Raw genomic sequence first — 23044 nt, 5'->3', positions numbered from 1 at the left:
CATGCCCACAGATGTTCTGACCGCGCCAAAAGGCGACTCCGCCGAGCGCCTGTCGCCCGCCGACTGCACGACCATGGCTGAGGTCCGTCAGGGGGTCGACGCCATCGACCGGGCCCTGGTCGCCCTGATCGCCGAGCGCCAGGGCTACATGGACGCCGCCGCCCGCATCAAGACCAACCGCCATGTGGTGCTCGACAAGGCCCGGATCGAGGACGTGGTCGCCAAGGTCAAGGCCGCCGCCACCGAAGCCGGCCTCAGCCACGCCATCGCCGAGCCGGTGTGGCGGACCATGATCGACCGCTGCATCGCCTATGAGTTCGGGGTCTGGGACAAGATTCGCTCCTAGGCCGAGCGGGCCGCCGGACGTTGCCCGCCGCTCATCGTTGCGGCAGGCTCTCCCGACTCCTCGGATGATATCCTCGCCATGCCTGATGATGTGCGGAAGGGGCGCTGCCTCTGTAACGCGGTCCAGTTCGAGGCTGCCGGCGCGGCCAAATGGACGGCCTATTGCCATTGTCAGAGCTGCCGGCGCCACACCGGAGCGCCAGTGTCCGCCTTCGCCGGGTTCGAACGCACTCAGGTCCGGTTTTCAGGCCTGCCGATGACGCGCTTTTCGTCGTCCGAGGGTGTCCAGCGCGGTTTCTGCCCCCGCTGCGGATCAACCCTGACCTATGAGGGCGAGCGCTGGCCAAGCGAAATCCACCTGCATGTCGGGGCGTTCGTCCACCCCGAGGACTTCGCCCCCACGGGTCATGCGTGCGCCGAGGAGCGGATCGCCTGGCTCCACATCGCCGAACCGCCGACCGCCTAGCGCTTCGATCTACCGCCCGCGAATCCGCTGCAGTTCCAGTTCGTGGGCGTAGGCCGCCACGTCGAACAGCGCCGCGTCCAGGGCCGTCCGCACACTGCCCAGGCCCGAGGCGCCCTGCAGCTCGGTCCGCTCGCAGACATCGCCCAGGGTGAAGGCCCCGATTCCCCGCGCCGCGCCCTTGATGGTGTGCACCGCGTCGCGCCAGCCGTCGCCGTCCGGATCGAGCATCGGCGACCACATCGAGGCCTGTTCGCGGAACAGCGCCAGCACCTCCTCGATCACCGTCCGGTCGCCGGCGGCATAGTCCTCGAGATACTCAAAATCGACCGCGCCGGTGATGTCTCGCCTGGCCATGATTCCCGCCTTGCCTTCCCGACGCTTTACAGTATGTTCCGCGCCCTTGCCGAGGGGTTCCCCCCGGAGCGGGAAATGGGTGCATAGCTCAGTTGGTAGAGCAGCTGACTCTTAATCAGCGGGTCGTAGGTTCGAATCCTACTGCACCCACCATTTCCCGGACACTGCCTCGCCAGATCGGCGGGGCGAGGCCTAGTCCCTCATCAATCCGCTGATTCCGCCAGAATTCTGAGCCTGGCGACGCCGTGCTAGCCTGCCGCCGTCAACAGACGGGGGCGTCCGAGCAGGTATGGCCGGCCGTTTCGACCTGGAGCGGAAGTTGCTGCGCCTGGCCGCGCCGGTGGCGGCCGGCCGGCTGGGCGTGGTCGTCATGGGGCTGGTCGACATGATCGTCGTCGGCCAGTTCGCACCTCGCCAGCTGGCCGACCTGGCCCTGGGCTGGACCCTGGTCGGGCCGGCCTCCTACGGCGGCATCGGCCTGTTGCTGGGCGTGCAGGTGCTGACCGCCCGGGCGGTGGGCGCCGGCGAGGCGGCCGGCGGGATCTGGCGGCGCGGCCTGGTCATCGCCACGGTCGCCGGCCTGGCGGTCTGGCTGGCGGCCTGGAGTTCGGGGGAGCAACTGCTGGCCGCCTTTGGCCTGGCCCCGGCCCTGGCCGAGCGCGGCGGCGCGGTGGCCGGCGTGCTGGCCCTCTCGCTTCCCTTCCATCTGGCCTTCATGGCCTGCACCCTGTTCCTGGAAGCCCGGCAGCGGCCCCTGCCGGGGTTGATCGCCATGTGGGTGGCCAATCTGGCCAATCTCGGCCTGGACCTGGCCCTCATCCCGACCTGGGGCGCCCTGGGTTCGGCCTGGGCGACCGCGCTCTCCCGGGTGCTTCTCTTTGGTCTGCTGGCGGCCTGGATGCTGGCCTCCCCCGGCGTGCGGCCCTGGCTGCGGGCCGGGCGGCGCGAGCCCGGCTACCGGCCATTGCTGGCCATCGGCGGGGCGGCGGCGGTCAGTTCGCTGATCGAGGCCGGCGCCTTCGCCACGCTGGGGATCATCGCCGGCCGGCTGGGCGCGACCGCTGTTGCGGCCTTCTCGCTGGCCACCGGGGGGCTGCTCACCTTGGTCTATCTGCTGGCCCAGGGCCTGGCGACGGCCGGGGCGGTGCTGAGCGCGGAGGCCCTGGGTCGCGGCGAGCCAGGCGCGGCGCGCCAGGCCGGCTGGCGCGCCATCGGCCTCTGCCTGGCGGCGATGCTGCTCAGCGGACTGGTCAGCCTGGCTTTCGCCAGTCCGATCGCCAGAGGCTTCACCGCCGATGCGGCGACGGCGGCGGCTCTGACGGCGGTGATGGGGCTGGTGGCCGTCCTGATGATCCCGGACGGCGTTCAGGGCGTCGTCGATTCCGTCCTGCGGGCGCGCGGGGAAACCTGGCAGCCGACCGTACTGCGCACCGCGCCCTTCGTGCTGCTGGCCCCGCCCCTGGCCCTGTGGCTGGGCGAGCGGCAGGGTCTGAGCGGTGTTCTGACCGCCCTGCTCTGCGCCAGCCTGCTGGCCATGGCCCTGGTGCTGGCGCGCCTGTGGATGATTTCCCGCCGACCCTAGTGCGTGCGGACGTACCAGAAGAAGGCCAGCATCAGGGCGAAGATGATGGTCACCGCCAGGGTGCCGACCACCAGGGGCGGGCCGTTGTCGCTGTGCTCGTCGCCTTGGCGGGCTTCGGTCTTGTCCAGTTCCACATGGCCTTCTTCGCCGGCCTTCTGGGTCCAATGCATGACGTCGCCTCCAATCGTCAGAGCCCGCGGGGTGCAGAGCCTCGCAACAGGAAATGGCTGGGCGGGGTCGAAGGTTCCGTCAGGGGGCCGCCGGCGACGCCGCCAGCGCCGCCCCGACCAGGGCGGCGTGCGGGTGGACGATCACCTGGGTGGGAATGCGGGCCACATAGGCCTTGAACCGCCCCTTGTCCTCGAAACGCGCGCGGAAGGGCGAGGCGTCCAGCAGGTCCAGGATGCGCGGCGGGATGCCGCCGGCGATATAGACCCCGCCCGTGGCCCCGAACCCCAGCGCCAGGTCGCCGGCCACCGCGCCCAGGATGCCGCAGAACCGCATCAGGGTGTCCAGGCTGGCCGGGTCGCCGGCCAGGGCCGCCTTGGTGATGGCCGCGGGATCGTCGGTTTCCACCGGCCGGCCCGCCATGTCGGCCAGGGCCCGGTGCAGGCTGCAGATGCCCGGCCCCGACAGCAGCCGCTCGATCGACACCCGGCCGAACTCCGCCCGCAGCCGGCGCAGCACCTCGTCCTCGACCTCGTCGCCCGGCGCGAAGGCGGCATGCCCGCCCTCTGTCGTGACCACCGTCCTGCCCGCCGCCAGGGCCGAGACCCCAAATCCGGTCCCCGGTCCCATCACCACCAGAGTCCCGCCCGGCTCGGCCTGCGCCTCATGGCCCAGCCGGTGCAGGTCGTGGCCGGTCATGGCCGGGGCCGCCAGGGCCAGGGCCGCGAAGTCGTTGAGCAGCCGCGCCTCGCCAAACCCCATCTCCCGCAAGCCCTGCTCGGAGAGGAGCCAGTCGCTGTTGGTGAAGTCGATGGCCCCGTCGATGATCGGCCCGGCCACGGCGATGGCGGCGCGGGCGGGCGGGGCGCTCAGCTTGACCGCCTCGAGATAGACGCGGATGGCGTCGGTCGCCTGGGGATAGTCGGCGACCTCGTATCCGTGGATGGCCTCGATCTTCGCCGACCCGGCGCGAGCCAGGCCGAAGCGGGCATTGGTGCCGCCGATATCGCCGACCAGAACCAGGTCTTCCGCCATGCGCATCCTTTCTTTGTCGCGTGACAACGCGCCAGCGGGGCGAGCGGCTGCGAAGAGAGGCCTCTCGCCCGAAACATCGCCATTCTGCGGCTGTCGCCGTCAGCCCGCCAGCGCCTCGAACGCCGCGATGGCCACTTCGGGCGTCACCGCGTCGGGGGTCAGGCAATGCTGATAGACCAGGCCCAGCGACAGCGCCTGGATGACAACAGGCAACACCTGCGGTGGCATCGGCAGGCAATCGGCTGGAAACCGCGCCACGAGGTCGGCGGCCCCGGCCGCGAAGCCGGCGGCGTGGGCGTCGCCCAGCCGCTGGCGCATCTCGTCATGGGTCAGGGTGTAGAGGTGAAACTCCGAGATGAAGGCCGCCTGGGCGCGGGCGCGGGGCAACAGTTCCGCGCAGGCCTCGCCCAGGGCCCGCAGACAGGCCCGCAGGTCGCCATCCGGCGGAAAGCGAGGCTGCATGCGCAGGGTCTGGGCCGACATCACCGCCAGGAACAGCGCCTCCTTGCTGGCGAAGTTCGAATAGACGGCCCCCTTGGTCAGCCCCGCCCGGGCGGCGATCTCGTCGAGGGAGGCGCGCTGGAACCCCTTCTCGGCGATGACCGCCGTGGCCCCGGCCAGCAGCCGTTCCAGGGTCTGGGCGCGCTTGCGGCTGAGAGGACGACTCGACATGGGCTCATTTTCGATACTTATTGGTATCCGATACTATAAAGTATCCGATTGAGGGATGGAATATGGCGGACATCGGAAAATGGGCGCTCTGGCTGGGCCTGGGCCTTGGCGGCCTGGTCGTAGCCGGGCTCATCGGCGCCGTGGCGATCGAGGTCTGGCTCGAGCATCGCGACGCCACCAGGTTCCCGCCGCCGGGACGGATGGTCGATGTCGGCAATGGTCGTCGGCATATGCTCTGTGTCGGCCAGGGCGGCCCCACCGTCGTGCTGGTGTCGGGCGGCGGGGTTCCCGCTGTCCTGCTCGCTCCGTTACAGACCCGCATCGCCCGTTTCGCCCGGGTCTGCGCCTATGACCGCGCCGGGCTGGGCTGGAGCGAGCCGAGCCGCTCGCCGCTCAGCATCGCGGGCCAGGCCGCCGAGCTGCGCGCCGTGCTGGCTGGGGCGGGCGAGACCGGGCCGTTCGTCCTGGTCGGCCACTCCTATGGCGGACTGATCGCCCGCCAGATGGCGCGGGATCAGCCGGGGGCCGTTGCCGGCATGGTGCTGGTGGACGCCGCCGAAGAGGGTGTGGTCTTCAATCAGCGCTTCTTCGACTGGGTGTCGTCCGGCGCGGCCTTCTATCGCCGGCTGGAGGGCGCCGCCAAGCTCGGGCTGGTCCGGGCCCAACTGGCCGCCGACCCGGCCAAGGCCCGCCTGCCGGCCTCCCTGGATCCGGCCCAGCGCCGCCAGGCCCTGGCCCTGGTGGTCCGCCCGGCCTTCTTCCGCGCGGCAGGCAACGAGGCGGCCCACGGCTACGACCTGACGCCGGAGGACCAGCGGCGGCCAGGCGGCTTCGGCGCGCTGGGCTCCATGCCGTTGATGATCGTGCGGCACGGCCGGCCGTTCACGGGTCCCGACGCCTTTCTCGAGCCCGGTTGGGCCGCCGGCCAGGCACGGCTGGCGGCGCTATCGACCGACAGCGAAACCCTGGTCGCGCAGGGCAGCGGTCACGACATTCCCGGAACCGGCCCGGACCTGGCGGCTGCGGCGATCGCCAAGGTCGTGATCGCCCTGCGTGAGAAACGGCCCTTGCGGCGCTGAGACCTACCGGGCTCCGACCCCGCCATCGACCCGCAACGCATCGCCGGTGATGAAGCTAGCCGCATCCGAACAGAGCCACAGCGCCGCCCGGGCCACCTCTTCCGGTTCGGCCACCCGGTTCATCGGGTGCATGCCGGCCACGCGGTCGGCCCTGGCTGGGGCGGCGGCGATGGCGGCCTTCATCATGGCGGTGCGAACCACGCCCGGGCAGACGGCGTTCACCCGGATGCCCAGGCGGGCGTATTCCAGGGCGGCGGTGCGGGTCAGGCCGATGACGCCGTGCTTGCTGGCGGCGTAGGCCGGCATGTTGGGCGCGCCGCCCACCCCGGCAATCGAGGCGGTGTTGACGATGCTGCCGCCACCGGTCTTCAGCATGGCGGCGATCTCATGCTTGAGGCAGAGGAAGACGCCCCGCAGGTTCACTGCGATGGTGCGGTCGAACACATCCTCGTCGGCCTCGTGGGTGGGCCTGGCCTCGACCTCGATGCCGGCGTTGTTGAAGGCGCAGTCCAGCCGCCCGAACCGCTCGACCGCCGCGGCGACCATGGCCGCCACCGAGGCGCTGTCGGCGACATCGACCCGCACGGCGAGGGCGCTGGGCAGGCCCGCCGCCACCGCCTGGGCCCCCTCCAGCGACAGGTCCGCGCAGACCACATTGGCCCCGGCCTCGGCGAACAGCCGGGCCGAGACCGCCCCGATGCCGCCGGCCGCCCCGGTGATGATGGCCGTGCGGCCCCTGAGTTCCCCTGACATTCCAGCCCCCCCGTTTAGGTGCACGATCCTCCGGGCCGGGGGCCCGGGTCAACCGCTCAGCACCAGCTGGCCTGGTCCTGGGCCGGCTCGCGCAGCAGTTCGCGGATATTGGCGTCGAGCACCCGATAGCCGACATTGCCGTAGAGCTTCTGACGCCCTTCGTTGAGCACGAAGCTGGGACTGCCCTGGATGCCCATGGTCACTGCATCGGCGTAGTCGCTGGCCAGGGCCGCGAAGGCCCGGCCGTCCAGGATCAGCGCCTCCACCGGCGCCAGATCAAGGCCCGTGGCATGGGCGATCTCGCCCTGGATGCGCCAGACGCCGATATCGCGCCCCTCGGCGAAGAAGGCGCGGCGGAAGGCCCAGGTCGCCGCCTCGAAGGCGCCTTCCGCGCAGCCGCCTTCCGCCTCCAGAAGCTGAATGGCCTTGAGGAACAGTTGCGGACCGGTCGAGGACGCCGGGCGCACCGTCAGCCAGAGGTCGGGGCTGATCGCCGCCTCGGGAAACTGTCCGGCCACATGGCGGATGTGGGCGTTGAAGCCCTCGTACCGGCCTTTGTCCTTCCAGGCGGTCGAAATCTTGCGGGCGGTGTCGCCGAACACCGAGCAAAAGCGCGGCTCGAAGCGGATCTGGTCGCCGAACGCCGCCTTGAGCGCATCGACCCGGAGCTGGGCGATGTAGGCCCAGATGCAGAGGACGTCGGAGAAACAGACGATCGGGACGGGGGTCACGGTAAAACTCCAGCAATGGCCGACGGCAGATTGGACCAGTTGCCCCCTGCCCGCCTTGACCTGGGTCAGGCTCGCGCCCGGCTACTGGTTGATCTGGGCCTTGGCGACCGAGGCCCGGACCACGGGGATGTCATCGTCGGCCAGGGGCTGCATCCAGATCTTGCGGGCCAGGGCCGCCTCGATATGCGGGGCCAGTCGCGCCGCCTTGGCCGCCTCGCGCTCGGCGACATCGGCCTTGAACTCGGCCATCACCTCGGCGGCGAACAGTTCCAGAGACTGGCAGATGTGATCGTGCCGGTTGCGGCCGGCCTGCTGCATGAAGATGACCTGGTCGATGCCCGAGGCCTGGAAGGCCCGCAGGTGCTCGCGCATGTCGTCGGGTGTGCCGATGCCCGAGGCGCGGTAACCGGCCAGTTCGCTGGCGGTGATCAGGTCCTGCGTGCGGTCGCCGCGCCTGGCCAGGTATTCCGGCCACAGATTGGTGCGGCCGGGCACGGTGTCATGGGCGACCAGGGCGTTCAGGGCATAGCCGAAAAACTCGAACCCCTCGTTGCCGCGCCGGATGGCCGCGGCCCGGTCGTGGTGGATCGAGAAATTGGAGACCATGGCGATGTTGGCGTTCACCGTGTGGCCGATGGGCACGCACTGATCGGAGGCGATGATGTCGTAGTAGATCTGCGACCAGACCCTGGCCTCGTCCGGGTCGATGAAGCTGAAGGCCAGGGCCCCGACACCCTTGGAGGCGGCGACCTTGATGGTGTCGCGGTTGGTGCAGGCCATCCACATCGGCGGATGCGGCTTCTGCATCGGCTTGGGCAGCACGTTGCGGCAGGGCATGGAGAAGCTGGCGCCCTCGAAGCCGGGATAGGGCTCCAGCACCATCATGTTGGCGATCTGCTCGGCGGCCTCCAGGCACATGGCCCGCTTTTCCTTGGCCGGGATATGGAAGCCGCCCAGCTCCAGCCGGGTCGCTCCCTCGCCGATGCCGAAATCGACCCGGCCGTGGCTGACGATGTCGAGGGTGGCGAGGCACTCGGCGGTGCGGGCCGGGTGGTTGTAGTTGGCGATGACCTGGCGGATGCCGTGGCCCAGCCGGATGTTTTTGGTCATCCCCGCCGCCGCGGCCAGGAAGACCTCCGGGGCCGAGGAGTGGCTGTATTCGTCGAGGAAGTGGTGCTCGACCTCCCAGGCGTAGTCGAAGCCCAGCTTGTCGGCCAGAACCACCTGCTCGAGCGCCTCGTGGAACAGCCTGGCCTCGTCACCTGGCAGCCAGGGCCGGGGCAGCTGGTGTTCGTAGAAGACGCCGAACTTCATGGCAGCCGCTCCCCGCGTTTTGCGGGAGTGTCGGTTGGAAGCGGCTAGGGAATCAAGCGCTCCAGGCCGACGCCCAGCGTTTGTTGCCACCCATCAGCTTGAGCATGGCGAAGTTCTGGCGGACGACGCCGCGCACGGTCAGCAGCTTCACCGTGTCGCCAATCATGTGGACCTCGTCGACCAGGCCGCGCCAGGCGTTGGTCTTCTCGCTCTTGGGCGTGTGGCGGACCTGCGGCCATTCGACGACCGCGACCCGCAGGCCCTTGCCGATGATCAGCTCGTTCATGAACACCTCGCCGCTCCAGCGGGGCATTTCCAGCATGGCCTTGGCCGCTTCGCGCACCAGATGGGCCGGGATCACCCGCTCGCCGGAGATGAAGTCCAGGCCCATCAGCTTGTAGACCCCAAGACTGTTGCCGCGCAGGCTGATGCTGACATCGGCCTGGCCGCTCAGCACCGGTTCGGCCAGGGCGTCGATGTCCTCGGATTCCAGGCCGTTCAGGTCGGCGTCGAGGAACATCAGATGATCGCACTTGGCGGCGGCGATGCCGCAGGCCAGGGCGTGGGTCTTACCGCGATTGTCGGGATAGCTGATCAGCCGCACCTCGGGGTAGGCCGCCACCCGGGCGTGCGTATCGTCGGTCGAACCGTCGTTAACGACGATGACCTCGGAGATCAGAGGATGCTTGAGGGCCGCTTCCAGGATCCGGTCGATCCGTTCGGCTTCATTGTAGGCACAGACGATACAGCTGATGCAGTCCGCTGGCATGGTGGGTTTCACCCTTGTTGACCCTGTTACTAACTCAAGAAGCAGATCGGGGTCGCGATGGTTCCTGGCCTTCGGTTTGAAGAGCCAGAATTGCCGCCCGCCCCCGCAACGCTTACCAAGCGGCGTAAGATGAACCCTATCTTCACCCAATTGCCAACCACCATCTTTACCGTGATCTCGGGCCTGGCCCGCGAGCATGGCGCGGTCAACCTGGGCCAGGGTTTCCCGGACGATCCGGGGCCGGAGGATGTGCGCCTCCGGGCCGCCGAGGCGCTGGTCAGCGGCTACAACCAATATCCCCCGATGACGGGCCTTCCCGAGCTGCGCGCCGCCGTGGCCGAGCACTATCGCCGCTTCCAGAACCTGGACCTGGAACCGGCCGAGGTGCTGGTCACCTCCGGCGCCACCGAGGCGCTGGCGGCGTCGCTCCTGGCGCTGATTTCGCCGGGCGACGAGGTGGTACTTTTCCAGCCGATGTACGACGCCTACCTGCCGATGGTGCGGCTGGCCGGCGGAATCCCGCGATTCGTCGATCTGGCGCCGCCCGACTGGCGAATCACCGAAGCGGCCCTGGCCCCGGCCTTCAGCCCGAAAACCCGGCTGGTGGTGTTCAACAACCCGCTCAACCCCGCCGCCCGGATGTTCGACGCCCAGGAGGTCGCCCTGCTGGCCGACTATTGCCGGCGTTTCGACGCCATCGCGGTTTGCGACGAGGTCTGGGAGCATGTGGTGTTCGACGGCCTGACCCACCGGCCGCTGATCGCCGAGCCGGGCATGCGCGAGCGGACGGTCAAGATCGGCTCGGCCGGCAAGATCTTCTCGATGACCGGCTGGAAGGTCGGCTTCGCCTGCGCCGCCCCGGCCCTGATCGAGGTCATCGCCAAGGCCCACCAGTTCCTGACCTTCACCACTCCGCCGAACCTGCAGACGGCGGTGGCCTACGGCCTGGGCAAGGACGAGGCCTATTTCACCGGCATGCGGGCCGACTATCAGCGCAGCCGCGACCGCCTGGCCGCCGGCCTGACCGCCGAGGGGTTCAAGGTGTTGCGGGCCGAGGGGGCCTATTTCCTCTGCATCGACCTGCCGGCCTCGGGCATCGACATGGACGACGCGACCTTCTGCCTGCGGGCGGTGAAGGAGGCGGGCGTGGGGGCGATCCCGGTCAGCGCCTTCTATGCCGAGCGGCCGGTAACGACCGTGGCGCGGCTCTGCTTCGCCAAGGTGGACGCGACGCTGGACGCGGGGATCGAGCGGCTGGCCAAAGCGCGGCGGATGTTCGCTTGAGGATCTACCGCAGCCCCTCAGGCAGGGTCCGTGACCGGGCCAGCGCCTCCAGCCCCGCCGGGTCGCGAATGGTCAGAGCGCCATAGCCCACCGAAATCAGGCCCTGCGCTTCCAACCCCTTCAGGGTCCGGTTGAGCGTCTGGCGGGAGACCCCCACTGTCTCGGCCAGACTCTCCTGCGACAGGCGCAGGCCGATGACCACCGTCTCGCCCTCGCGGCGGCCATGCGCCTGGGCCAGGCCCACCAGCCGCTGGGCCAATCGCACCGGCAGGGGCAGGTCGGCGGTGGTGACGATGTAGTCCATCGCCTTGCGGTACTGCTCGCAGACCAGTCGGGCGAAGGCCGCATAATGGTCGCTGTTTTCCGCGGTCAGCCGCCGGAACACCGCCGGGCTGAGCTGCAGCACCCGGGCCCGGCCCACGGCCAGGGCGTCGGACGTGCGCGGCAGGCCGTCGATCATCGCCGCCTCGCCGAACCAGACGCCGGGGCTGGCGATCATCAGCAGGGCTGAGCGGCCCTGCGCCGTGGTCTGGATGACGCGGATCTCTCCGGAGATCAGCGCGAAGAGTCCGTTCGGCGGATCGCCAGCGGCGTAGACCACCTCGTCGATCAGGGTGCGGACCATGCCCTGCTCGAGAATGCCGGCCGCCAGGGCGCCCGGCAACGCCCGGAACCAGGGGTTCCGGGCCAGCACTTCGCGCACGGTTTCTGAAGTCGCCATGGATCAGGCTCGACGGAAACGGTCCGAATTGTCAACTACGCGACAGTTTACCTTTCGGGTCCGCCTTAGGGTCCGGCAGCCAAGGAGGCCGCCATGCCCAACAGACCCTCATCGATCAGCCCCAACGAATGGGATCGCCGCGTCGACCTGGCGGCCTGCTACCGGATGATCGCCCATCTGGGATGGGACGACCTGATCTTCACCCATATCTCGGCGCGGGTTCCGGGGCCGGATCATCAACTGCTGATCAACCCCTATGGCCTGATGTTCGAGGAGGTGACCGCCTCCAACCTGGTCAGGATCGATCTGGCCGGCGCGATCCTCGACGGCTCTGACGCCGCCATCAACCCGGCGGGCCTGGTCATCCACAGCGCCGTGCATGCGGCGCGGGCCGACGCCGAGTGCGTCGTCCACCTGCACACCCCGCACGGCGTGGCGGTCTCGGCCCAGAAGGGTGGCCTCAAGCCCGCATCGCAGACCGCCCTCTACGCCCTGTCGACCCTGGCCTACCATCCCTACGAGGGCGTGGCGCTGGAGGCCGACGAGCAGCCGCGCCTGCAGGCCGACCTCGGCGACCGGGACCTGATGATCCTGGAGAACCACGGCCTGCTGGCCTGCGGCCGCACCGTCGCCGACGCCTTCCTGAAGATGTTCATGCTGCAGCGGGCCTGCGAGATCCAGATCCTGGCCCAGTCCGGCGGCGGCGAACTGATCACCGTCGGCCCCGACATTCTCAAACGCATCGCCGCCCAGTCGCGCCGCTCGCTGGGCGACGCCGGCGCCGGCCTGATCTGGCCGGCCATCCTGCGCAAGATGGACCGCCTCGACCCCAGCTACCGCCATTAGGAGCCCAAGCATGACCCTTCGCGCCCGCTTCACCGATATGAAAAACGGCGACCAGGAGGACTGGACCCGCATCGCTGCGCAGTTCTTCCCCTTCGCTGCCAAACTGCCCGACCGTGTGCTCGATCATCTGCACGGCCTGGGCGGCGACGGCGGCGGTTTCGCCGTCGACCGGCTGACCCACAGCCTGCAGACCGCCACCCGGGCCCAGGCCGACGGCCGCGACGAGGAGTATGTGGTCTGCGCCCTGCTGCACGACATCGGCGACGGGCTATGCAGCTACAATCACGCCGCCATGGCCGCGGCCATCCTCAAGCCCTTCGTCAGTCCGGAGAACCACTGGATGGTCGAGAACCACGACGTCTTCCAGGGCCACTACTTCTTCCACTTCATCGGCCGTGATCGGCATGCACGCGACCGCTTCGCCGAGCATCCGAGCTATGCCCGAACCGTGGAGTTCTGCGCCCTCTATGATGCGCCGGCCTTCGATCCCGACTATCAGACCCTGCCGCTGGACGCCTTCGAACCGGCCCTGCGCCGGGTGCTGGCCGCGCCGCGCATGGCCGCTACTTCTTGAGCACCGCGTCGGCCTTGCGGTCGATGCGCTTTTCCTCGGCCTTGGACATGCGGCCGGCCTTCACGGCCTGGCTGGCCCGGGCCTTCGCGTTGCGGGCATGGGTCTTGTCCTCAATCGGATAGGCGCGTTTTTCCGGTTCGGCGAAGTCCTTGTTCGGCAGCTTGTTGCGATGTTGGGCGTCGAGTTCGGCCATGACGGTCTCCTTTGGCGGTAAAACGCCTGATGCGGCCGCGCGTTCGGTGTCAGGATAGGGCCGTGACTCGCTCGATCCTGATCCTGCTCGGCGCCCTGACCCTGGGCGCCTGCGCGCCTAAGCTGGCGGTCAAGGCGCCCGCCGCCTGCCAGACCGGCCTTGTGGTTCCCACCCCGGACCAGCCCCAGGCCGGCATGGTCCTCATCAAGGGCGGCCGCTTCGAAATGGGCGCCCAACCCCGCCACCGCGAGGAAGGCCCGCCGCGCCGCACCCGGGTCGGCGATTTCTGGATCGACAGGACCGAGGTCACCAACGCCGACTTCGCCCGCTTCGTGGCGGCCACCGGCTATGTCACCCAGGCCGAACGCCCGCTCGATCCGGCGGCCTATCCCGGCCTGACCAAGGAGCAGCGCCGTCCTTCCTCCCTGGTCTTCGTGCCCAATCCCAAAGCCGACCTCTCCAATCCCGCCGACTGGTGGCGTGTGATCCAGGGCGCGAACTGGCGCCATCCGCAGGGGCCAGGCAGTGACCTCAAGGGCCGGGACAGCTTCCCGGTGGTCCAGGTCAGCTGGGCCGACGCCAAGGCCTATGCGAAATGGCTGGGCCGCGACCTGCCGACCGAGGCGGAGTGGGAATACGCCTCGCGGGGCGGCCTGGACGGGGCCGCCTACAGCTGGGGCCAGACCTATGACAAGGCCGGCAAGCCGATGGCCAATATCTGGCAGGGCGTCTTCCCGGCCTTCGACAGCGGCGGCGACGGCTACAAGGCCCAGACCGCCCCGGCCGGTTGCTATCCGGCCAACGGCTATGGGCTCTTCGACATGGCCGGCAATGTCTGGGAATGGACGAACGACTGGTACGCCCCCGGCCTCAACCCCGCCGACGGCGACGATCCCCAAGGCCCCAGCGACGCCCTCGACCCCGCCAACCGCTCGCACGTGATCAAGGGCGGCTCGTTCCTCTGCGCTGACAACTATTGCTACCGCTACCGGCCGGCGGCCCGGGAGGTGGGACCGCCGGACACCGGTTCATCGCATGTGGGGTTCAGGACTGTACTGAGGGTTCGCCGTTGAAGCGGATGTTGTCCTTCTCCAGGCCCTTGAGCACCACCTCGACGCCGCCCGAGCGGATCATCCATTCGAGGCGGTGATCGCGGTACTGCCGCTTGAACTGCCCCCGCTCGACGATGCCGGCCACCTGGCTCATGGCCGCCAGCGAGTCCCGGGCCGCCTTGAAGGCCGCCGCCACCGACGGCCGCTGGCGCACCCGGCCCAGCCAGTCCGCAAGCTTCGACCCCTCCGCCGGCGCCAATTCATAGCCCGCCGAGCCCTGCACGAAGGGCGCGACACAGAGGTCGGCCCAGCCAAACGTCTCGCCGCCGAACCATGGACCATCGCCCAACTGCGACTCCAACCAGGCGTGCAGCCGGCCGACCTGCCCCTTCGCCTCGGCCTTCAGCTTCTCGGCCAGTTCGCCCTCGGCGCGGCGGAACCAGGCGATCTCCGACAGGCCCCAGTTGATGGCTTCGTAGGTGGTGTCGCAGACCTCCTCGATGGTGCGGGCCGCGGCGCGGGCCAGCGGATCCCTGGGCAGCAGCGGCGGGTCGGGGAAGCGATCCTCGATAAATTCCAGGATGATGGTCGAGTCGTAGATCGGGGTCCCCTCGACGAACAGCACCGGCACCTCGCCGCGCGGACTGGCGGCGCGGAACTCGGCCGGGGTGGCCCCCGAGCCCATGGCGTCCGGGGTGCGGACGGTGAAGGGGACGCCCTTCTCGGCCAGGGCGATCTTCACCTTCTGGGCGTAGGGCGAGAGGGGGTGTTCGAGCAGCTCGATCATCGGCGTTCTTCCCTGGGCTTTTGGCTATCAGGCCGGGGAAATTCGCCTCGCGCAACGGCGGATGTTTGCTTCCCCAAGGGCGCCTGGGCCACTATTCGCCCAATCGAGGGAGAGAGATCATGGACGAGCGCATCACGGTCGAAGTGTCGAACGGCGTCGCCGACGTGCGGATGGTGCGGGTCGACAAGATGAACGCCCTGGACGACGCCATGTTTCAGGCCCTGATCGACACCGGCGAGGCGCTGAAGAGCCGCGCCGATGTCCGCGCCGTGGTGCTGTCCGGCGAGGGCCGGGCCTTCTGCGCCGGACTGGACATGGGCAACTTCGCCAAGATGGCCTCGGGCGAGCGGCGCGGCGGCGACAGCCTGGTCAAGACCGAGCGGACCCCCGGCGGCTCCAACCGCGCCCAGCACGCCGTCATGGTCTGGCGCGAACTGCCTCAGCCGGTGATCGCGGCCGTCCACGGCGTAGCCTTCGGCGGCGGCTTCCAGCTGGCGCTCGGCGCCGACCTGCGTTTCGTCACCGCCGACGCCCGCATGGCGGTGCTGGAGATCAAGTGGGGCCTGATCCCCGATATGGCCGGCATGGTGATCCTGAAGGGTCTGGTGCGTGACGATGTGGCCCGTGAGCTGACCTACACCGGCCGCATCTTCAACGGCGAGGAGGCCCTCAAGCTGGGCCTGGCCACCCGGGTCTGCGCCGACCCGCGCGCCGAGGCCCTGGCCCTGGCCGCGGAGATCGCCGGCAAGAGCCCCAGCGCCATCCGGGCCGGCAAGCGGCTGCTCAACATGGTCGAGGACGGCGACCAGCACGCCATCCTCAAGGCGGAGTCCGTCGAACAGGGCGCGCTGATCGGCTCGCCCAACCAGATCGAGGCGGTGATGTCCAACCTGGAGAAGCGGACGGCGGTCTACGCCGACTGAGCGTCCTTCTGGCCGCCTTCCCGGCTGACCCGGAACAACCGCCGCTCGCGCGACCACACCTCGATGGCCGCATGACCCTCGGCCAGCCGCTGACGAGCCAACTCATGAGCCCGTTGGTCATCGCGCACGACTACGGCCAGCACCTCCGGCTCGGGCCGATCGAGGTAATGGACGTGGAAAACGTAGTCCTGCATGCGTCGGCCCCTGCCTGCCTCTACAGGTCAAACGCCGGAGCCGGCGGGTTCCATCCCTGGAACCCGCCGAAATCGTCAGGCGGCTGGCGGTCCCCCGGCGACGGCGGCCGGGTCCATCCAGTTCAGTTCCCAGACATGACCGTCCAGGTCGGTGAAGCTGTCGCCATACATGAAGCCGTAGTCCTGGGCCGGCAGCCATTCGCCCCCGCCGGCGGCGATGGCCTTGGCCTTCAGCGCCTCGACCTCGGCTCGGCTGGCGCAGGAGAGACAGACCAGCACCTCCTTGCCCTTGGCGGTGTCGGCGACATCGCCCTTGATGAAGGCCTTGAAGCGGGCCGTCTCCATCAGCATCGAGAAGATGTTCTCCTCGATCACCATGCAGGCGGTGTCCTCGCTGCAGAACTGCTCGTTGAAGGTGAAGCCCAGGGCGCCGAAGAAGTCGCGGGAGGCTTTGACGCTCTTCACCGGCAGGTTCACGAAAATCATCCGCATGGCGGGTCTCCTGTTTGATCTGGCCCTAGGACGGACAGCCAGCAGGCCAACCGACAGGCCGTCGCAAATTTATGGCGCGAACGGGAACGACGTCACGCTCTTGACCGACTCCTCGACCAGCGGCTTGCGGTTGACCGGGGCGGCGGCGCGTTGCGGACAGTTTCGACGCTCGCAGATCCGGCAGGCGGGGCCGACCTCGACGATGGCCGGCGAGACGATGTCCAGGCCCCTGGCATAGACCAGCTTGCCGGCGTGCTTGAGCTCGCAACCCAGCCCCACGGCCAGTTCGTCCTCCAGCCCCGCCAGCAGGCCGGCGACCCGGCGTACGGTGCGCGAGAGGGTGAAGTAGCGTTCGCCATCGGGGGTCTCGATCACCTGGGTGACGATGCGGCCCGGGGTCTTGAAGCTGTCATGGACGTTCCAGCGGGGACAGGTGCCGCCGAACCGCGAGAAGGGGAACGGGCCGCTGGAATAGCGTTTGGAGATGTTCCCCGCCGCATCGACCCGCACCATGAAAAAGGGGATGCCGCGCGCGCCGGAGCGGGCCAGGGTGGTCAGGCGATGGGCGGCCTGCTCGAACGAGACGCCGAACCGCGAGCGCACCCGCTCGATGTCGTAGCCGGTCTCTTCCAGGGCGGCGAGGAACCTGCCGTAGGGCATCATGACGGCCGCGGCCAGGTAGTTGCCCAGGAAGACCTTGAGCTGCTCGCGGGTCGCCCGGTCCGGCGGAACATAGCGGTCGGCGATCTGGGCGATGGCATCGCCCTGTTCGATCAGGCCCAGCTGATAGGCCATGGCGAAGGTGCGGCTGGCCGGGGCCATGGTTTCGGAGACCAGCAGCTGCTTGCGGTGGCGGTCGAAGCGGCGAAGGGCGCCGGCCATGATCTCCACCGGCATCACGCGGGTGCGGACGCTGTGCGCTTCCAGCAGCCGGTCGCGCAGGGCCGGGGTCAGGTCGCGCGGATCGACCCCCAGGTCGGCGACGATCTGCTCGGCCAGCTCCTCCAGCTCGGCGAAGTGGTTGCGCTGGGCGCCCACCAGGTCGCGGACCCAGTCGGTGGGCGTCGGCCCCGTGGGCCCGTCGCGGCCCTCGAAGGCGCCCAGGTCGATCAGATTGCCCCGGTCCAGATAGGCCCGGTAGAGGCGTACGAAGGCCTCGGCCAGGCTGGGGGACAGCTCGGCGACCTCCGCCACCTCGTGGCGGCTGAGGGCCAGGTCGGCGAACATCTTGTCGGCCAGCACCTCCTCCAGCCCGGCCCCGCCGCCCGGCTCGTCGGCGGAGAGGCTGCGCAGGTCGAGATCATACGCTTCGGCCAGCCGCAGCAGCACCTGGGCCGTCACCGGCCGCTGGTTGCGCTCCAGCAGGTTGAGATAGCTGGGCGAGACCTTGAGCTGCTCGGCCATGGCGCTCTGGGTGACGCCCAGGTCGCGGCGCAGGCGCTTCAGTCGCCCGCCCAGGAACAGCTTCTTGTCGCTCGTCGCCATACGGTCACGTTGTCACAAGTTTACAGAAAACACAAAGTCACTTTGTGACAATTCGGCTTCAATTGGTTCGCGCTGGCGGAGCCGCCGAGGCTAGCTGCCGTTACGCAATTTCGAACCGTCGAGGAAGTCCATGTCGCCCCGCAAGACCTACGCCGAACACCAGCAAGCCCTGCTCGCCCGCTATCCCAGCGGCCAGACCTCGGGCGGCGTGGCCGTGGACGACATCATCCAGCTGAAGCTGCAGAACACCTTCAACACCCACCTGGATATCGCCAAGGCCATGTCCCTGGTCATGCGGGCCGACATGGCCGAGTACGACCTGGACAGCAGCAAGTTCACCCAGTCGCTGGGCTGCTGGTCGGGCTTCCACGCCCAGCAGATGATCAAGTCGGTCAAGCGCCTGCGCGGCACGACCAAGGGCGCCTATGTCTATCTGTCCGGCTGGATGGTGGCGGGCCTGCGCAACCGCTGGGGCCACCTGCCCGACCAGTCGATGCATGAGAAGACCGCTGTGGTCGAACTGATCGAGGAGATCTACGTCTCCCTGCGCCAGGCCGACGAGGTGGCGATCAACGACCTGTTCAAGGACCTGAAAGCCGCCCGCAAGGCTGGCGATGACGTCGCCGAGCGCGCCGCCATCAAGGCCATCGACAACTTCGAAACTCACGTGGTGCCGATCATCGCCGACATCGACGCGGGCTTCGGCAACGAGAACGCCACCTACCTGCTGGCCAAGGAGATGATCAAGGCCGGCGCCTGCTGCCTGCAGATCGAGAACCAGGTCTCCGACGCCAAGCAGTGCGGCCACCAGGACGGCAAGGTCACCGTGCCGCGCGAGGACTTCATCGAGAAGCTGCGCGCCTGCCGCCTGGCCTTCGAGGAACTGGGCGTCGACGAGGGCGTCATCGTCGCCCGCACCGACAGCCTGGGCGCGGGCCTCACCCAGAAGGTGCCGGTCAGCAAGGAGCCGGGCGACCTGGCCAGCCAGTACATCAAGTGGCTGAAGACCGAGGCCATCACGCCTGAGAACCCCATCCAGGAGGGCGAGATCGCGCTCTTCCAGGGCGGCCAGTTCGTCAAGCCGGTGCGCATGCCCAACGGCCTCTTCGCCTTCCAGGACGGCACCGGCCGGGCCCGGGTGGTCGAGGACTGCATCGCCTCGCTCACCGAGGGCGGCGCCGACCTGCTGTGGATCGAGACCGACACCCCCAACGTCGACGAGATCGCCTCGATGGTGAACGAGGTCCGCGCGGTCGTGCCGAACGCCAAGCTGACCTACAACAACAGCCCGTCCTTCAACTGGACCCTGAACCTGCGCAAGCAGGTGATCGCCCAGTGGGTGGCCGAAGGGAAGATCGCCGCCGACGCCTATCCGGACGGCGCCGGCCTGATGTCGGCGGAGCTGGATGGCACGGAGCTGGGCCAGGAATCCGACCGCCGCCTGGCCGCCTTCCAGGCCGACATCTCGGCCCGGGCCGGGGTGTTCCACAACCTGATCACCCTGCCGACCTTCCACCTGACCGCCAAGTCGATGGACGAGCTGTCGCGCGGCTATTTCGGCCCTGACCGCATGAAGGCCTACGTCAATTCGGTGCAGCGCGAGGAAATCCGCCGCGGCGTCTCGGCGGTGAAGCACCAGCACGAGGTCGGCTCGGACCTGGGCGACACCTTCAAGGAAATGGTCGCCGGCGAGCGCGCCCTGAAGGCCGGCGGTCACGGCAACACCATGAACCAGTTCGCGGCCGAGTAGCCGCACCGTATCGAAGGAGGAAATCCCATGGCGACTTCCCAGTTCTCCCCGGCCGCAATGCCCAACTCGTCGGCCCGCGAACGGGCCGTGCACCGGGTGGCGGAAGCCTCGCACCGGCTCAACGAGGCGGTGCGCAAGGCGGTCGAGGCCGGCTACAGCGTCGAGTTGGTCCGCACCTCGCGATGCCACGACGGCTCGGGCAACTGGGGCGACCAGATCGTGCCCACCGTCGGTGAGAAGGAACCAGCACAGGCTTGATGTGGGCCGCGGCCGCGACGGCATTTTGTCGCGGCCCGCGCCGCCTTCGGAAGTAAACGCCAAGCCTTCAGGTTGCTGCACCCAAGAGAAGGCTATACCCGAATTGAGCATCACGCTGGCGACATCATCAACCAGGCACAGTTTAGGGTTGCATTTCGCCGCTCAGAGCTAATCGAGAGCGGTGTTCGCTGATCATTATTGGTTAATTCTTGTGGCGCTCCCTGTCAGTCCTGAATGCCACGCGGCAAAGGACTGATGCGGTGAAACTCAATCTAAAGACCGGCGGGCGGTTGGCGCTCGCGTTCTTCGCGGTCATCGCTGTTGCCCTGGTGACCATCGGCACCGTGGTGCCGCAAATCCAGAACGCCTCCCGCCGGGTGAGCCTGGCGGCCGATGTGCGCGGCCCCGCCGCCATGACCAGCCTCAAGCTTTCGGTCGCCACGGTCAGCTCGGCCAACGCCCTGCGCGGCTACATCATCACCCATGATCCGTCCCTGCGCGACCAGTGGTCGACCCAGTGGACGCGGGTCGACGAGCTCACGGCCCAGATGAACCGCCTGGCCCCGAACTTCACCAACCCGCAAAACAAGGCGGATTGGGCGAGCCTGTCGCAAACCCTGCCGAAATTGAAAGCGGCGCAGGCGGCGGCCTTCCAGGTCGCCGACACCGGCGACGCGGCCGCGGCGGCTCAGGCCCTCAAGGAACAGGTCCTGCCGGTGTTCAAGCAAACCCAGGCCCTGCTGGTCGGCGAGAAGGGCAACGGGGGGCTGGCAAGCCGTCAGAGCCAGCTACTGACCTCGGACCTTGAGGCCGCCCGCGCCCAGATGAAGCGCAGCGAACTGCAGATCATGATCAGCCTCGCGGCCCTGATCGCGCTGGCCGCCCTGGTCGGCTGGCTGACCACCCGGGCCATCGCCGCCCCCTTGACCCAGCTGAACGGCCTGCTGCTGCAGATGGCGGGCGGCCGGTTTGATCTGAAGGTCACCGGCACGGAACGGGCCGATGAAATCGGCGACATCGCCCGCTCCGCCGAGGTCTTCCGCGAAAACGGCCTGGAACGGGCCAAGCTCGAAGCCCAGGCCGCCGCCTTCCAGCAGCATCTGGACCAGAAGCTCAAGGAAACCGAGACCGCTTTCGAAGCGGCGGGACATGAGCAGAAGCGCGTCGTCGACGCCATGGCGCGGGCGCTTTCGGCCCTGGCCGAGGGGGACCTGACCACCCGGCTTTCGGCCGAGGTGGCGGCGGACTACGCCGCGCTCAAGCAGGACTTCAACACCGCCGTCTCCAGCCTCGAAAGCGCGATCGCCACCATTGCCCAGGCGGCGAGCGGCATCGGCAATGGCTCCGACGAAATCGCCTCGGCCTCGGACGACCTGTCGCGCCGGACCGAGCAGCAGGCCGCCAGCCTCGAGGAAACGGCCGCGGCCCTGGACGAGATCACCTCGACCGTCCGGCGCACCGCGGCCGGCTCGACCGAGGCCGCGTCTGTCGTCGCCACCGCCCGCGGCGACGCCGAGCAGTCCAGCGCGATCATGCGCGAGGCCGTCGAGGCCATGAGCGCCATCGAGGAGTCCTCGACCCAGATCAGTCGGATCATCGGCGTCATCGACGAGATCGCCTTCCAGACCAACCTGCTGGCCCTGAACGCCGGGGTCGAGGCCGCGCGGGCCGGCGACGCCGGCCGCGGTTTCGCCGTGGTCGCCTCGGAAGTCCGCAGCCTGGCCCAGCGCTCGGCCGACTCCGCCAAGGAGATCAAGGCCCTGATCAACACCTCGGCGGGGCAGGTGGGCCAGGGCGTCGATCTGGTCGGCCGCACCGGCGAGGCGCTGCAGCGGATCGTCGCCCAGTTCGCCAGCATCGACGCGGTCGTGCGCGAGATCAGCGCCTCGGCCCAGGAGCAGGCCACCGGGCTCCACCAGGTCAACACCGCCGTCAACCAGATGGACCAGGTCGTCCAGCAGAACGCCGCCATGGTCGAGCAGGCCAGCGCGGCCACCTATTCGCTCAAGGGCGAGGCGGACCAGCTGACCGAACTGGTCGGCCGCTTCAAGGTGACGCGGGCGGCCTCCGGTCAGCGCGACCTCACCCCGCCCGCGAACAGAGCGCCTCCGCGATTTGCACAGCGTTGAGCGCCGCGCCCTTGCGCAGGTTGTCCCCGGTGACGAACAGCGCCAGGCCGTGCTCGACGGTCGGGTCGGCGCGGATACGGCCGACATAGACCGGGTCCTTGCCTGAGGCGGCCAGAGGGTTGGGGATGTCGACCAAGACGACGCCCGGCGCCTGAGCCAGGATTTCGGTCGCCGCTTCCGGGCTTAAAGCCCGCTCAAACTCCGCATTGATCGACAGCGAGTGGCCGGTGAACACCGGCACCCGCACGCAGGTCCCGGAGACCGGCAGGTTCGGGATGTCGAGGATCTTGCGGGTCTCGTCCCGCAGCTTGACCTCCTCCTCGGTGTAGCCCGCCTCGGCCAGCCGGTAGTTGAACGGCACCACGTTGAAGGCCAGCGGCGCGGCCCACTTGGCCGGCGGCGGGAAAGTCACAGCCTCACCGTCCCGCGCCAGCGCGGAAGCTTGCGCGCCGGCTGCGTTCACCTGCGCTTCCAGCTCGTCGATCCCGGCCACCCCGGCGCCGGAAGCGGCCTGATAGGTGCTGACCACCAGCCGCTTCAGCCCCGCCGCGCGGTGCAGCGGCCCCAGCACCGGCATGGCCGCCATGGTCGTGCAGTTGGGGTTGGCGACGATGCCCTTGGGGATGCTGGCCAGGGCTTGGGGATTGACCTCGGACACCACCAAAGGCGCGTCCGGATCGCCGCGCCAGGCCGAGGAGTTGTCGATGACCACCGCCCCCGCCGCCGCCACCTTGGGCGCCAGGGCCAGGGAGGTCGAGCCGCCGGCCGAGAAGAAGACGATATCCAGGCCCGCATAGTCGGCTGTCGCGGCGTCCTCGACGACGACCTCGCCGCCGTTCCACGGCAGCCGCTTGCCCGCCGACCGCGCCGAGGCGAACAGGCGCAGCGAGGCCAGCGGGAAGGCCCGCTCGGCCAGCAGCTGGCGCATCATCTCGCCGACCAGGCCGGTGGCGCCGACGATGCCGACATGCGGCGGCGAGGCGGCGGAAAAGCGGGGGTTCATGGAAGGCGTCTCCTTGTGGTGCGGAGGCGCGGGGTCTTGTCTAAGCCCCGCGCGTCGGCGGGGCTATGTCCTGATGGCGCGGTCT

The 23044-nt window shown here is 68.9% G+C and carries 27 protein-coding genes and 1 tRNA gene; 13 read left to right on the top strand and 15 right to left on the bottom strand.

Going from position 1 to position 23044, the window contains the following annotated elements; translation table 11 throughout:
- Position 1: 1 nt before the first annotated feature.
- The gene (locus QO010_RS07505; protein WP_307347867.1) at positions 2-346 is read left to right on the top strand and encodes a chorismate mutase; all 345 of its coding nucleotides are present in this window, start codon (positions 2-4) and stop codon (positions 344-346) included.
- A 78-nt stretch (positions 347-424) separates the two neighbouring features.
- Positions 425-811: a GFA family protein gene (locus tag QO010_RS07500; protein WP_307347866.1), complete on the top strand. Its 387-nt coding sequence runs from the start codon at positions 425-427 to the stop codon at positions 809-811.
- 9 nt (positions 812-820) lie between these two features.
- On the opposite strand, the gene QO010_RS07495 is transcribed toward QO010_RS07500, so the two are convergent.
- Complete coding sequence (locus QO010_RS07495; protein WP_307347865.1) at positions 821-1165, bottom strand: Hpt domain-containing protein; 345 nt, start codon at positions 1163-1165, stop codon at positions 821-823.
- Positions 1166-1242: 77 nt separating this feature from the next.
- On the opposite strand from QO010_RS07495, the gene QO010_RS07490 reads away from it, so the two are divergent.
- Both QO010_RS07490 and QO010_RS07485 read left to right on the top strand, forming a co-directional pair.
- Positions 1243-1318 (top strand) — tRNA-Lys (locus QO010_RS07490).
- A 136-nt stretch (positions 1319-1454) separates the two neighbouring features.
- The gene (locus QO010_RS07485) at positions 1455-2747 is read left to right on the top strand and encodes an MATE family efflux transporter (RefSeq protein WP_307347864.1); all 1293 of its coding nucleotides are present in this window, start codon (positions 1455-1457) and stop codon (positions 2745-2747) included.
- On the opposite strand, the gene QO010_RS07480 is transcribed toward QO010_RS07485, so the two are convergent.
- The 3 genes from QO010_RS07480 to QO010_RS07470 all read right to left on the bottom strand — a co-directional run bounded on the left by QO010_RS07480 (position 2744) and on the right by QO010_RS07470 (position 4622).
- Entirely contained in the window at positions 2744-2917 is a 174-nt protein-coding gene (locus QO010_RS07480; protein ID WP_307347862.1) for a hypothetical protein, read from the bottom strand. The genes QO010_RS07485 and QO010_RS07480 overlap by 4 nt on opposite strands.
- Positions 2918-2996: 79 nt before the next feature.
- The gene (glk, locus tag QO010_RS07475; protein WP_307347860.1) at positions 2997-3950 is read right to left on the bottom strand and encodes a glucokinase; all 954 of its coding nucleotides are present in this window, start codon (positions 3948-3950) and stop codon (positions 2997-2999) included.
- Positions 3951-4049: 99 nt separating this feature from the next.
- Entirely contained in the window at positions 4050-4622 is a 573-nt protein-coding gene (locus QO010_RS07470; RefSeq protein WP_307347858.1) for a TetR/AcrR family transcriptional regulator, read from the bottom strand.
- 62 nt (positions 4623-4684) lie between these two features.
- Between QO010_RS07470 and QO010_RS07465 the strand changes: the two genes are divergently transcribed.
- The gene (locus QO010_RS07465) at positions 4685-5701 is read left to right on the top strand and encodes an alpha/beta fold hydrolase (protein WP_307347856.1); all 1017 of its coding nucleotides are present in this window, start codon (positions 4685-4687) and stop codon (positions 5699-5701) included.
- Between the two features lie 3 nt (positions 5702-5704).
- Here QO010_RS07465 and QO010_RS07460 read toward each other — a convergent pair whose 3' ends face one another.
- From QO010_RS07460 to QO010_RS07445, 4 genes are all read right to left on the bottom strand, one after another.
- A complete protein-coding gene (locus QO010_RS07460; RefSeq protein WP_307347855.1) occupies positions 5705-6454 on the bottom strand; it encodes a glucose 1-dehydrogenase in 750 nt (249 codons plus the stop codon).
- A 56-nt stretch (positions 6455-6510) separates the two neighbouring features.
- Complete coding sequence (locus tag QO010_RS07455; RefSeq protein WP_307347854.1) at positions 6511-7185, bottom strand: DsbA family oxidoreductase; 675 nt, start codon at positions 7183-7185, stop codon at positions 6511-6513.
- 81 nt (positions 7186-7266) lie between these two features.
- Positions 7267-8499, bottom strand: coding sequence for an LLM class flavin-dependent oxidoreductase (locus QO010_RS07450; protein ID WP_307347853.1), 1233 nt, complete (start codon positions 8497-8499; stop codon positions 7267-7269).
- Positions 8500-8551: 52 nt separating this feature from the next.
- Complete coding sequence (locus QO010_RS07445; RefSeq protein ID WP_307347852.1) at positions 8552-9268, bottom strand: glycosyltransferase family 2 protein; 717 nt, start codon at positions 9266-9268, stop codon at positions 8552-8554.
- Positions 9269-9397: 129 nt separating this feature from the next.
- Between QO010_RS07445 and QO010_RS07440 the strand changes: the two genes are divergently transcribed.
- Entirely contained in the window at positions 9398-10552 is a 1155-nt protein-coding gene (locus QO010_RS07440) for an aminotransferase (RefSeq protein WP_307347851.1), read from the top strand.
- Between the two features lie 4 nt (positions 10553-10556).
- On the opposite strand, the gene QO010_RS07435 is transcribed toward QO010_RS07440, so the two are convergent.
- A complete protein-coding gene (locus QO010_RS07435) occupies positions 10557-11273 on the bottom strand; it encodes a Crp/Fnr family transcriptional regulator (RefSeq protein WP_307347850.1) in 717 nt (238 codons plus the stop codon).
- A gap of 93 nt (positions 11274-11366) precedes the next feature.
- Here QO010_RS07435 and QO010_RS07430 point away from each other — a divergent pair, with 93 nt between their 5' ends.
- Both QO010_RS07430 and QO010_RS07425 read left to right on the top strand, forming a co-directional pair.
- The gene (locus QO010_RS07430) at positions 11367-12119 is read left to right on the top strand and encodes a class II aldolase/adducin family protein (protein WP_307347849.1); all 753 of its coding nucleotides are present in this window, start codon (positions 11367-11369) and stop codon (positions 12117-12119) included.
- 10 nt (positions 12120-12129) lie between these two features.
- Positions 12130-12693, top strand: a complete 564-nt coding sequence (locus QO010_RS07425; protein WP_307347848.1) for an HD domain-containing protein — start codon at positions 12130-12132, stop codon at positions 12691-12693.
- Here QO010_RS07425 and QO010_RS07420 read toward each other — a convergent pair.
- Positions 12683-12886 carry a hypothetical protein gene (locus tag QO010_RS07420; protein WP_307347847.1) on the bottom strand — a complete coding sequence of 68 codons (204 nt, stop codon included), beginning with the start codon at positions 12884-12886 and terminating at the stop codon, positions 12683-12685. The two genes, QO010_RS07425 and QO010_RS07420, sit on opposite strands and share 11 nt — an antisense overlap.
- A 62-nt stretch (positions 12887-12948) precedes the next feature.
- Here QO010_RS07420 and QO010_RS07415 point away from each other — a divergent pair, with 62 nt between their 5' ends.
- A complete protein-coding gene (locus QO010_RS07415; RefSeq protein WP_307347846.1) occupies positions 12949-13959 on the top strand; it encodes a formylglycine-generating enzyme family protein in 1011 nt (336 codons plus the stop codon).
- On the opposite strand, the gene QO010_RS07410 is transcribed toward QO010_RS07415, so the two are convergent.
- On the bottom strand, positions 13931-14725 hold the full coding sequence (locus tag QO010_RS07410; protein WP_307347845.1) for a glutathione S-transferase family protein: 795 nt from the start codon (positions 14723-14725) through the stop codon (positions 13931-13933). The two genes, QO010_RS07415 and QO010_RS07410, sit on opposite strands and share 29 nt — an antisense overlap.
- 119 nt (positions 14726-14844) lie before the next feature.
- Here QO010_RS07410 and QO010_RS07405 point away from each other — a divergent pair, with 119 nt between their 5' ends.
- The gene (locus QO010_RS07405) at positions 14845-15648 is read left to right on the top strand and encodes a crotonase/enoyl-CoA hydratase family protein (RefSeq protein WP_307347844.1); all 804 of its coding nucleotides are present in this window, start codon (positions 14845-14847) and stop codon (positions 15646-15648) included.
- Here the strand turns inward: QO010_RS07405 and QO010_RS07400 are convergent.
- The 3 genes from QO010_RS07400 to QO010_RS07390 all read right to left on the bottom strand — a co-directional run bounded on the left by QO010_RS07400 (position 15636) and on the right by QO010_RS07390 (position 17819).
- Positions 15636-15842, bottom strand: a complete 207-nt coding sequence (locus tag QO010_RS07400) for a hypothetical protein (RefSeq protein ID WP_307347843.1) — start codon at positions 15840-15842, stop codon at positions 15636-15638. The genes QO010_RS07405 and QO010_RS07400 overlap by 13 nt on opposite strands.
- 75 nt (positions 15843-15917) lie before the next feature.
- Complete coding sequence (locus QO010_RS07395; protein WP_307347842.1) at positions 15918-16334, bottom strand: VOC family protein; 417 nt, start codon at positions 16332-16334, stop codon at positions 15918-15920.
- Positions 16335-16403: 69 nt separating this feature from the next.
- A complete protein-coding gene (locus tag QO010_RS07390; protein ID WP_307347840.1) occupies positions 16404-17819 on the bottom strand; it encodes a helix-turn-helix domain-containing protein in 1416 nt (471 codons plus the stop codon).
- A gap of 130 nt (positions 17820-17949) precedes the next feature.
- On the opposite strand from QO010_RS07390, the gene QO010_RS07385 reads away from it, so the two are divergent.
- The 3 genes from QO010_RS07385 (at position 17950) to QO010_RS24050 (ending at position 21956) form a co-directional block, all read left to right on the top strand.
- Positions 17950-19569: an isocitrate lyase gene (locus tag QO010_RS07385; protein ID WP_307347839.1), complete on the top strand. Its 1620-nt coding sequence runs from the start codon at positions 17950-17952 to the stop codon at positions 19567-19569.
- Between the two features lie 27 nt (positions 19570-19596).
- On the top strand, positions 19597-19827 hold the full coding sequence (locus QO010_RS07380) for a hypothetical protein (RefSeq protein WP_307347837.1): 231 nt from the start codon (positions 19597-19599) through the stop codon (positions 19825-19827).
- 260 nt (positions 19828-20087) lie between these two features.
- Positions 20088-21956, top strand: coding sequence for a methyl-accepting chemotaxis protein (locus QO010_RS24050; protein ID WP_307347835.1), 1869 nt, complete (start codon positions 20088-20090; stop codon positions 21954-21956).
- Here the strand turns inward: QO010_RS24050 and QO010_RS07370 are convergent.
- Positions 21910-22959, bottom strand: coding sequence for an aspartate-semialdehyde dehydrogenase (locus tag QO010_RS07370; protein ID WP_307347833.1), 1050 nt, complete (start codon positions 22957-22959; stop codon positions 21910-21912). The two genes, QO010_RS24050 and QO010_RS07370, sit on opposite strands and share 47 nt — an antisense overlap.
- Between the last annotated feature and the right edge of the window lie 85 nt (positions 22960-23044).

Source organism: Caulobacter ginsengisoli (assembly GCF_030814835.1).
Taxonomy (GTDB): Bacteria; Pseudomonadota; Alphaproteobacteria; order Caulobacterales; family Caulobacteraceae; genus Caulobacter; species Caulobacter ginsengisoli.
The sequence above is the reverse complement of the archived record's forward strand: the minus strand, read 5'-3'. Positions and strand labels throughout refer to the sequence as shown.

Excerpts from the sequence above, each read along its gene's own strand:
- QO010_RS07505 (WP_307347867.1), top strand. The coding sequence starts at position 2 with ATGCCCACAGATGTTCTGACCGCGCCAAAAGGCGACTCCGCCGAGCGC.
- QO010_RS07500 (WP_307347866.1), top strand. The coding sequence starts at position 425 with ATGCCTGATGATGTGCGGAAGGGGCGCTGCCTCTGTAACGCGGTCCAG.
- QO010_RS07495 (WP_307347865.1), bottom strand. The coding sequence starts at position 1,165 with ATGGCCAGGCGAGACATCACCGGCGCGGTCGATTTTGAGTATCTCGAG.
- QO010_RS07485 (WP_307347864.1), top strand. The coding sequence starts at position 1,455 with ATGGCCGGCCGTTTCGACCTGGAGCGGAAGTTGCTGCGCCTGGCCGCG.
- QO010_RS07480 (WP_307347862.1), bottom strand. The coding sequence starts at position 2,917 with ATGCATTGGACCCAGAAGGCCGGCGAAGAAGGCCATGTGGAACTGGAC.
- glk (WP_307347860.1), bottom strand. The coding sequence starts at position 3,950 with ATGGCGGAAGACCTGGTTCTGGTCGGCGATATCGGCGGCACCAATGCC.
- QO010_RS07470 (WP_307347858.1), bottom strand. The coding sequence starts at position 4,622 with ATGTCGAGTCGTCCTCTCAGCCGCAAGCGCGCCCAGACCCTGGAACGG.
- QO010_RS07465 (WP_307347856.1), top strand. The coding sequence starts at position 4,685 with ATGGCGGACATCGGAAAATGGGCGCTCTGGCTGGGCCTGGGCCTTGGC.
- QO010_RS07460 (WP_307347855.1), bottom strand. The coding sequence starts at position 6,454 with ATGTCAGGGGAACTCAGGGGCCGCACGGCCATCATCACCGGGGCGGCC.
- QO010_RS07450 (WP_307347853.1), bottom strand. The coding sequence starts at position 8,499 with ATGAAGTTCGGCGTCTTCTACGAACACCAGCTGCCCCGGCCCTGGCTG.
- QO010_RS07445 (WP_307347852.1), bottom strand. The coding sequence starts at position 9,268 with ATGCCAGCGGACTGCATCAGCTGTATCGTCTGTGCCTACAATGAAGCC.
- QO010_RS07440 (WP_307347851.1), top strand. The coding sequence starts at position 9,398 with ATGAACCCTATCTTCACCCAATTGCCAACCACCATCTTTACCGTGATC.
- QO010_RS07435 (WP_307347850.1), bottom strand. The coding sequence starts at position 11,273 with ATGGCGACTTCAGAAACCGTGCGCGAAGTGCTGGCCCGGAACCCCTGG.
- QO010_RS07430 (WP_307347849.1), top strand. The coding sequence starts at position 11,367 with ATGCCCAACAGACCCTCATCGATCAGCCCCAACGAATGGGATCGCCGC.
- QO010_RS07425 (WP_307347848.1), top strand. The coding sequence starts at position 12,130 with ATGACCCTTCGCGCCCGCTTCACCGATATGAAAAACGGCGACCAGGAG.
- QO010_RS07420 (WP_307347847.1), bottom strand. The coding sequence starts at position 12,886 with ATGGCCGAACTCGACGCCCAACATCGCAACAAGCTGCCGAACAAGGAC.
- QO010_RS07410 (WP_307347845.1), bottom strand. The coding sequence starts at position 14,725 with ATGATCGAGCTGCTCGAACACCCCCTCTCGCCCTACGCCCAGAAGGTG.
- QO010_RS07405 (WP_307347844.1), top strand. The coding sequence starts at position 14,845 with ATGGACGAGCGCATCACGGTCGAAGTGTCGAACGGCGTCGCCGACGTG.
- QO010_RS07400 (WP_307347843.1), bottom strand. The coding sequence starts at position 15,842 with ATGCAGGACTACGTTTTCCACGTCCATTACCTCGATCGGCCCGAGCCG.
- QO010_RS07395 (WP_307347842.1), bottom strand. The coding sequence starts at position 16,334 with ATGCGGATGATTTTCGTGAACCTGCCGGTGAAGAGCGTCAAAGCCTCC.
- QO010_RS07390 (WP_307347840.1), bottom strand. The coding sequence starts at position 17,819 with ATGGCGACGAGCGACAAGAAGCTGTTCCTGGGCGGGCGACTGAAGCGC.
- QO010_RS07385 (WP_307347839.1), top strand. The coding sequence starts at position 17,950 with ATGTCGCCCCGCAAGACCTACGCCGAACACCAGCAAGCCCTGCTCGCC.
- QO010_RS07380 (WP_307347837.1), top strand. The coding sequence starts at position 19,597 with ATGGCGACTTCCCAGTTCTCCCCGGCCGCAATGCCCAACTCGTCGGCC.
- QO010_RS07370 (WP_307347833.1), bottom strand. The coding sequence starts at position 22,959 with ATGAACCCCCGCTTTTCCGCCGCCTCGCCGCCGCATGTCGGCATCGTC.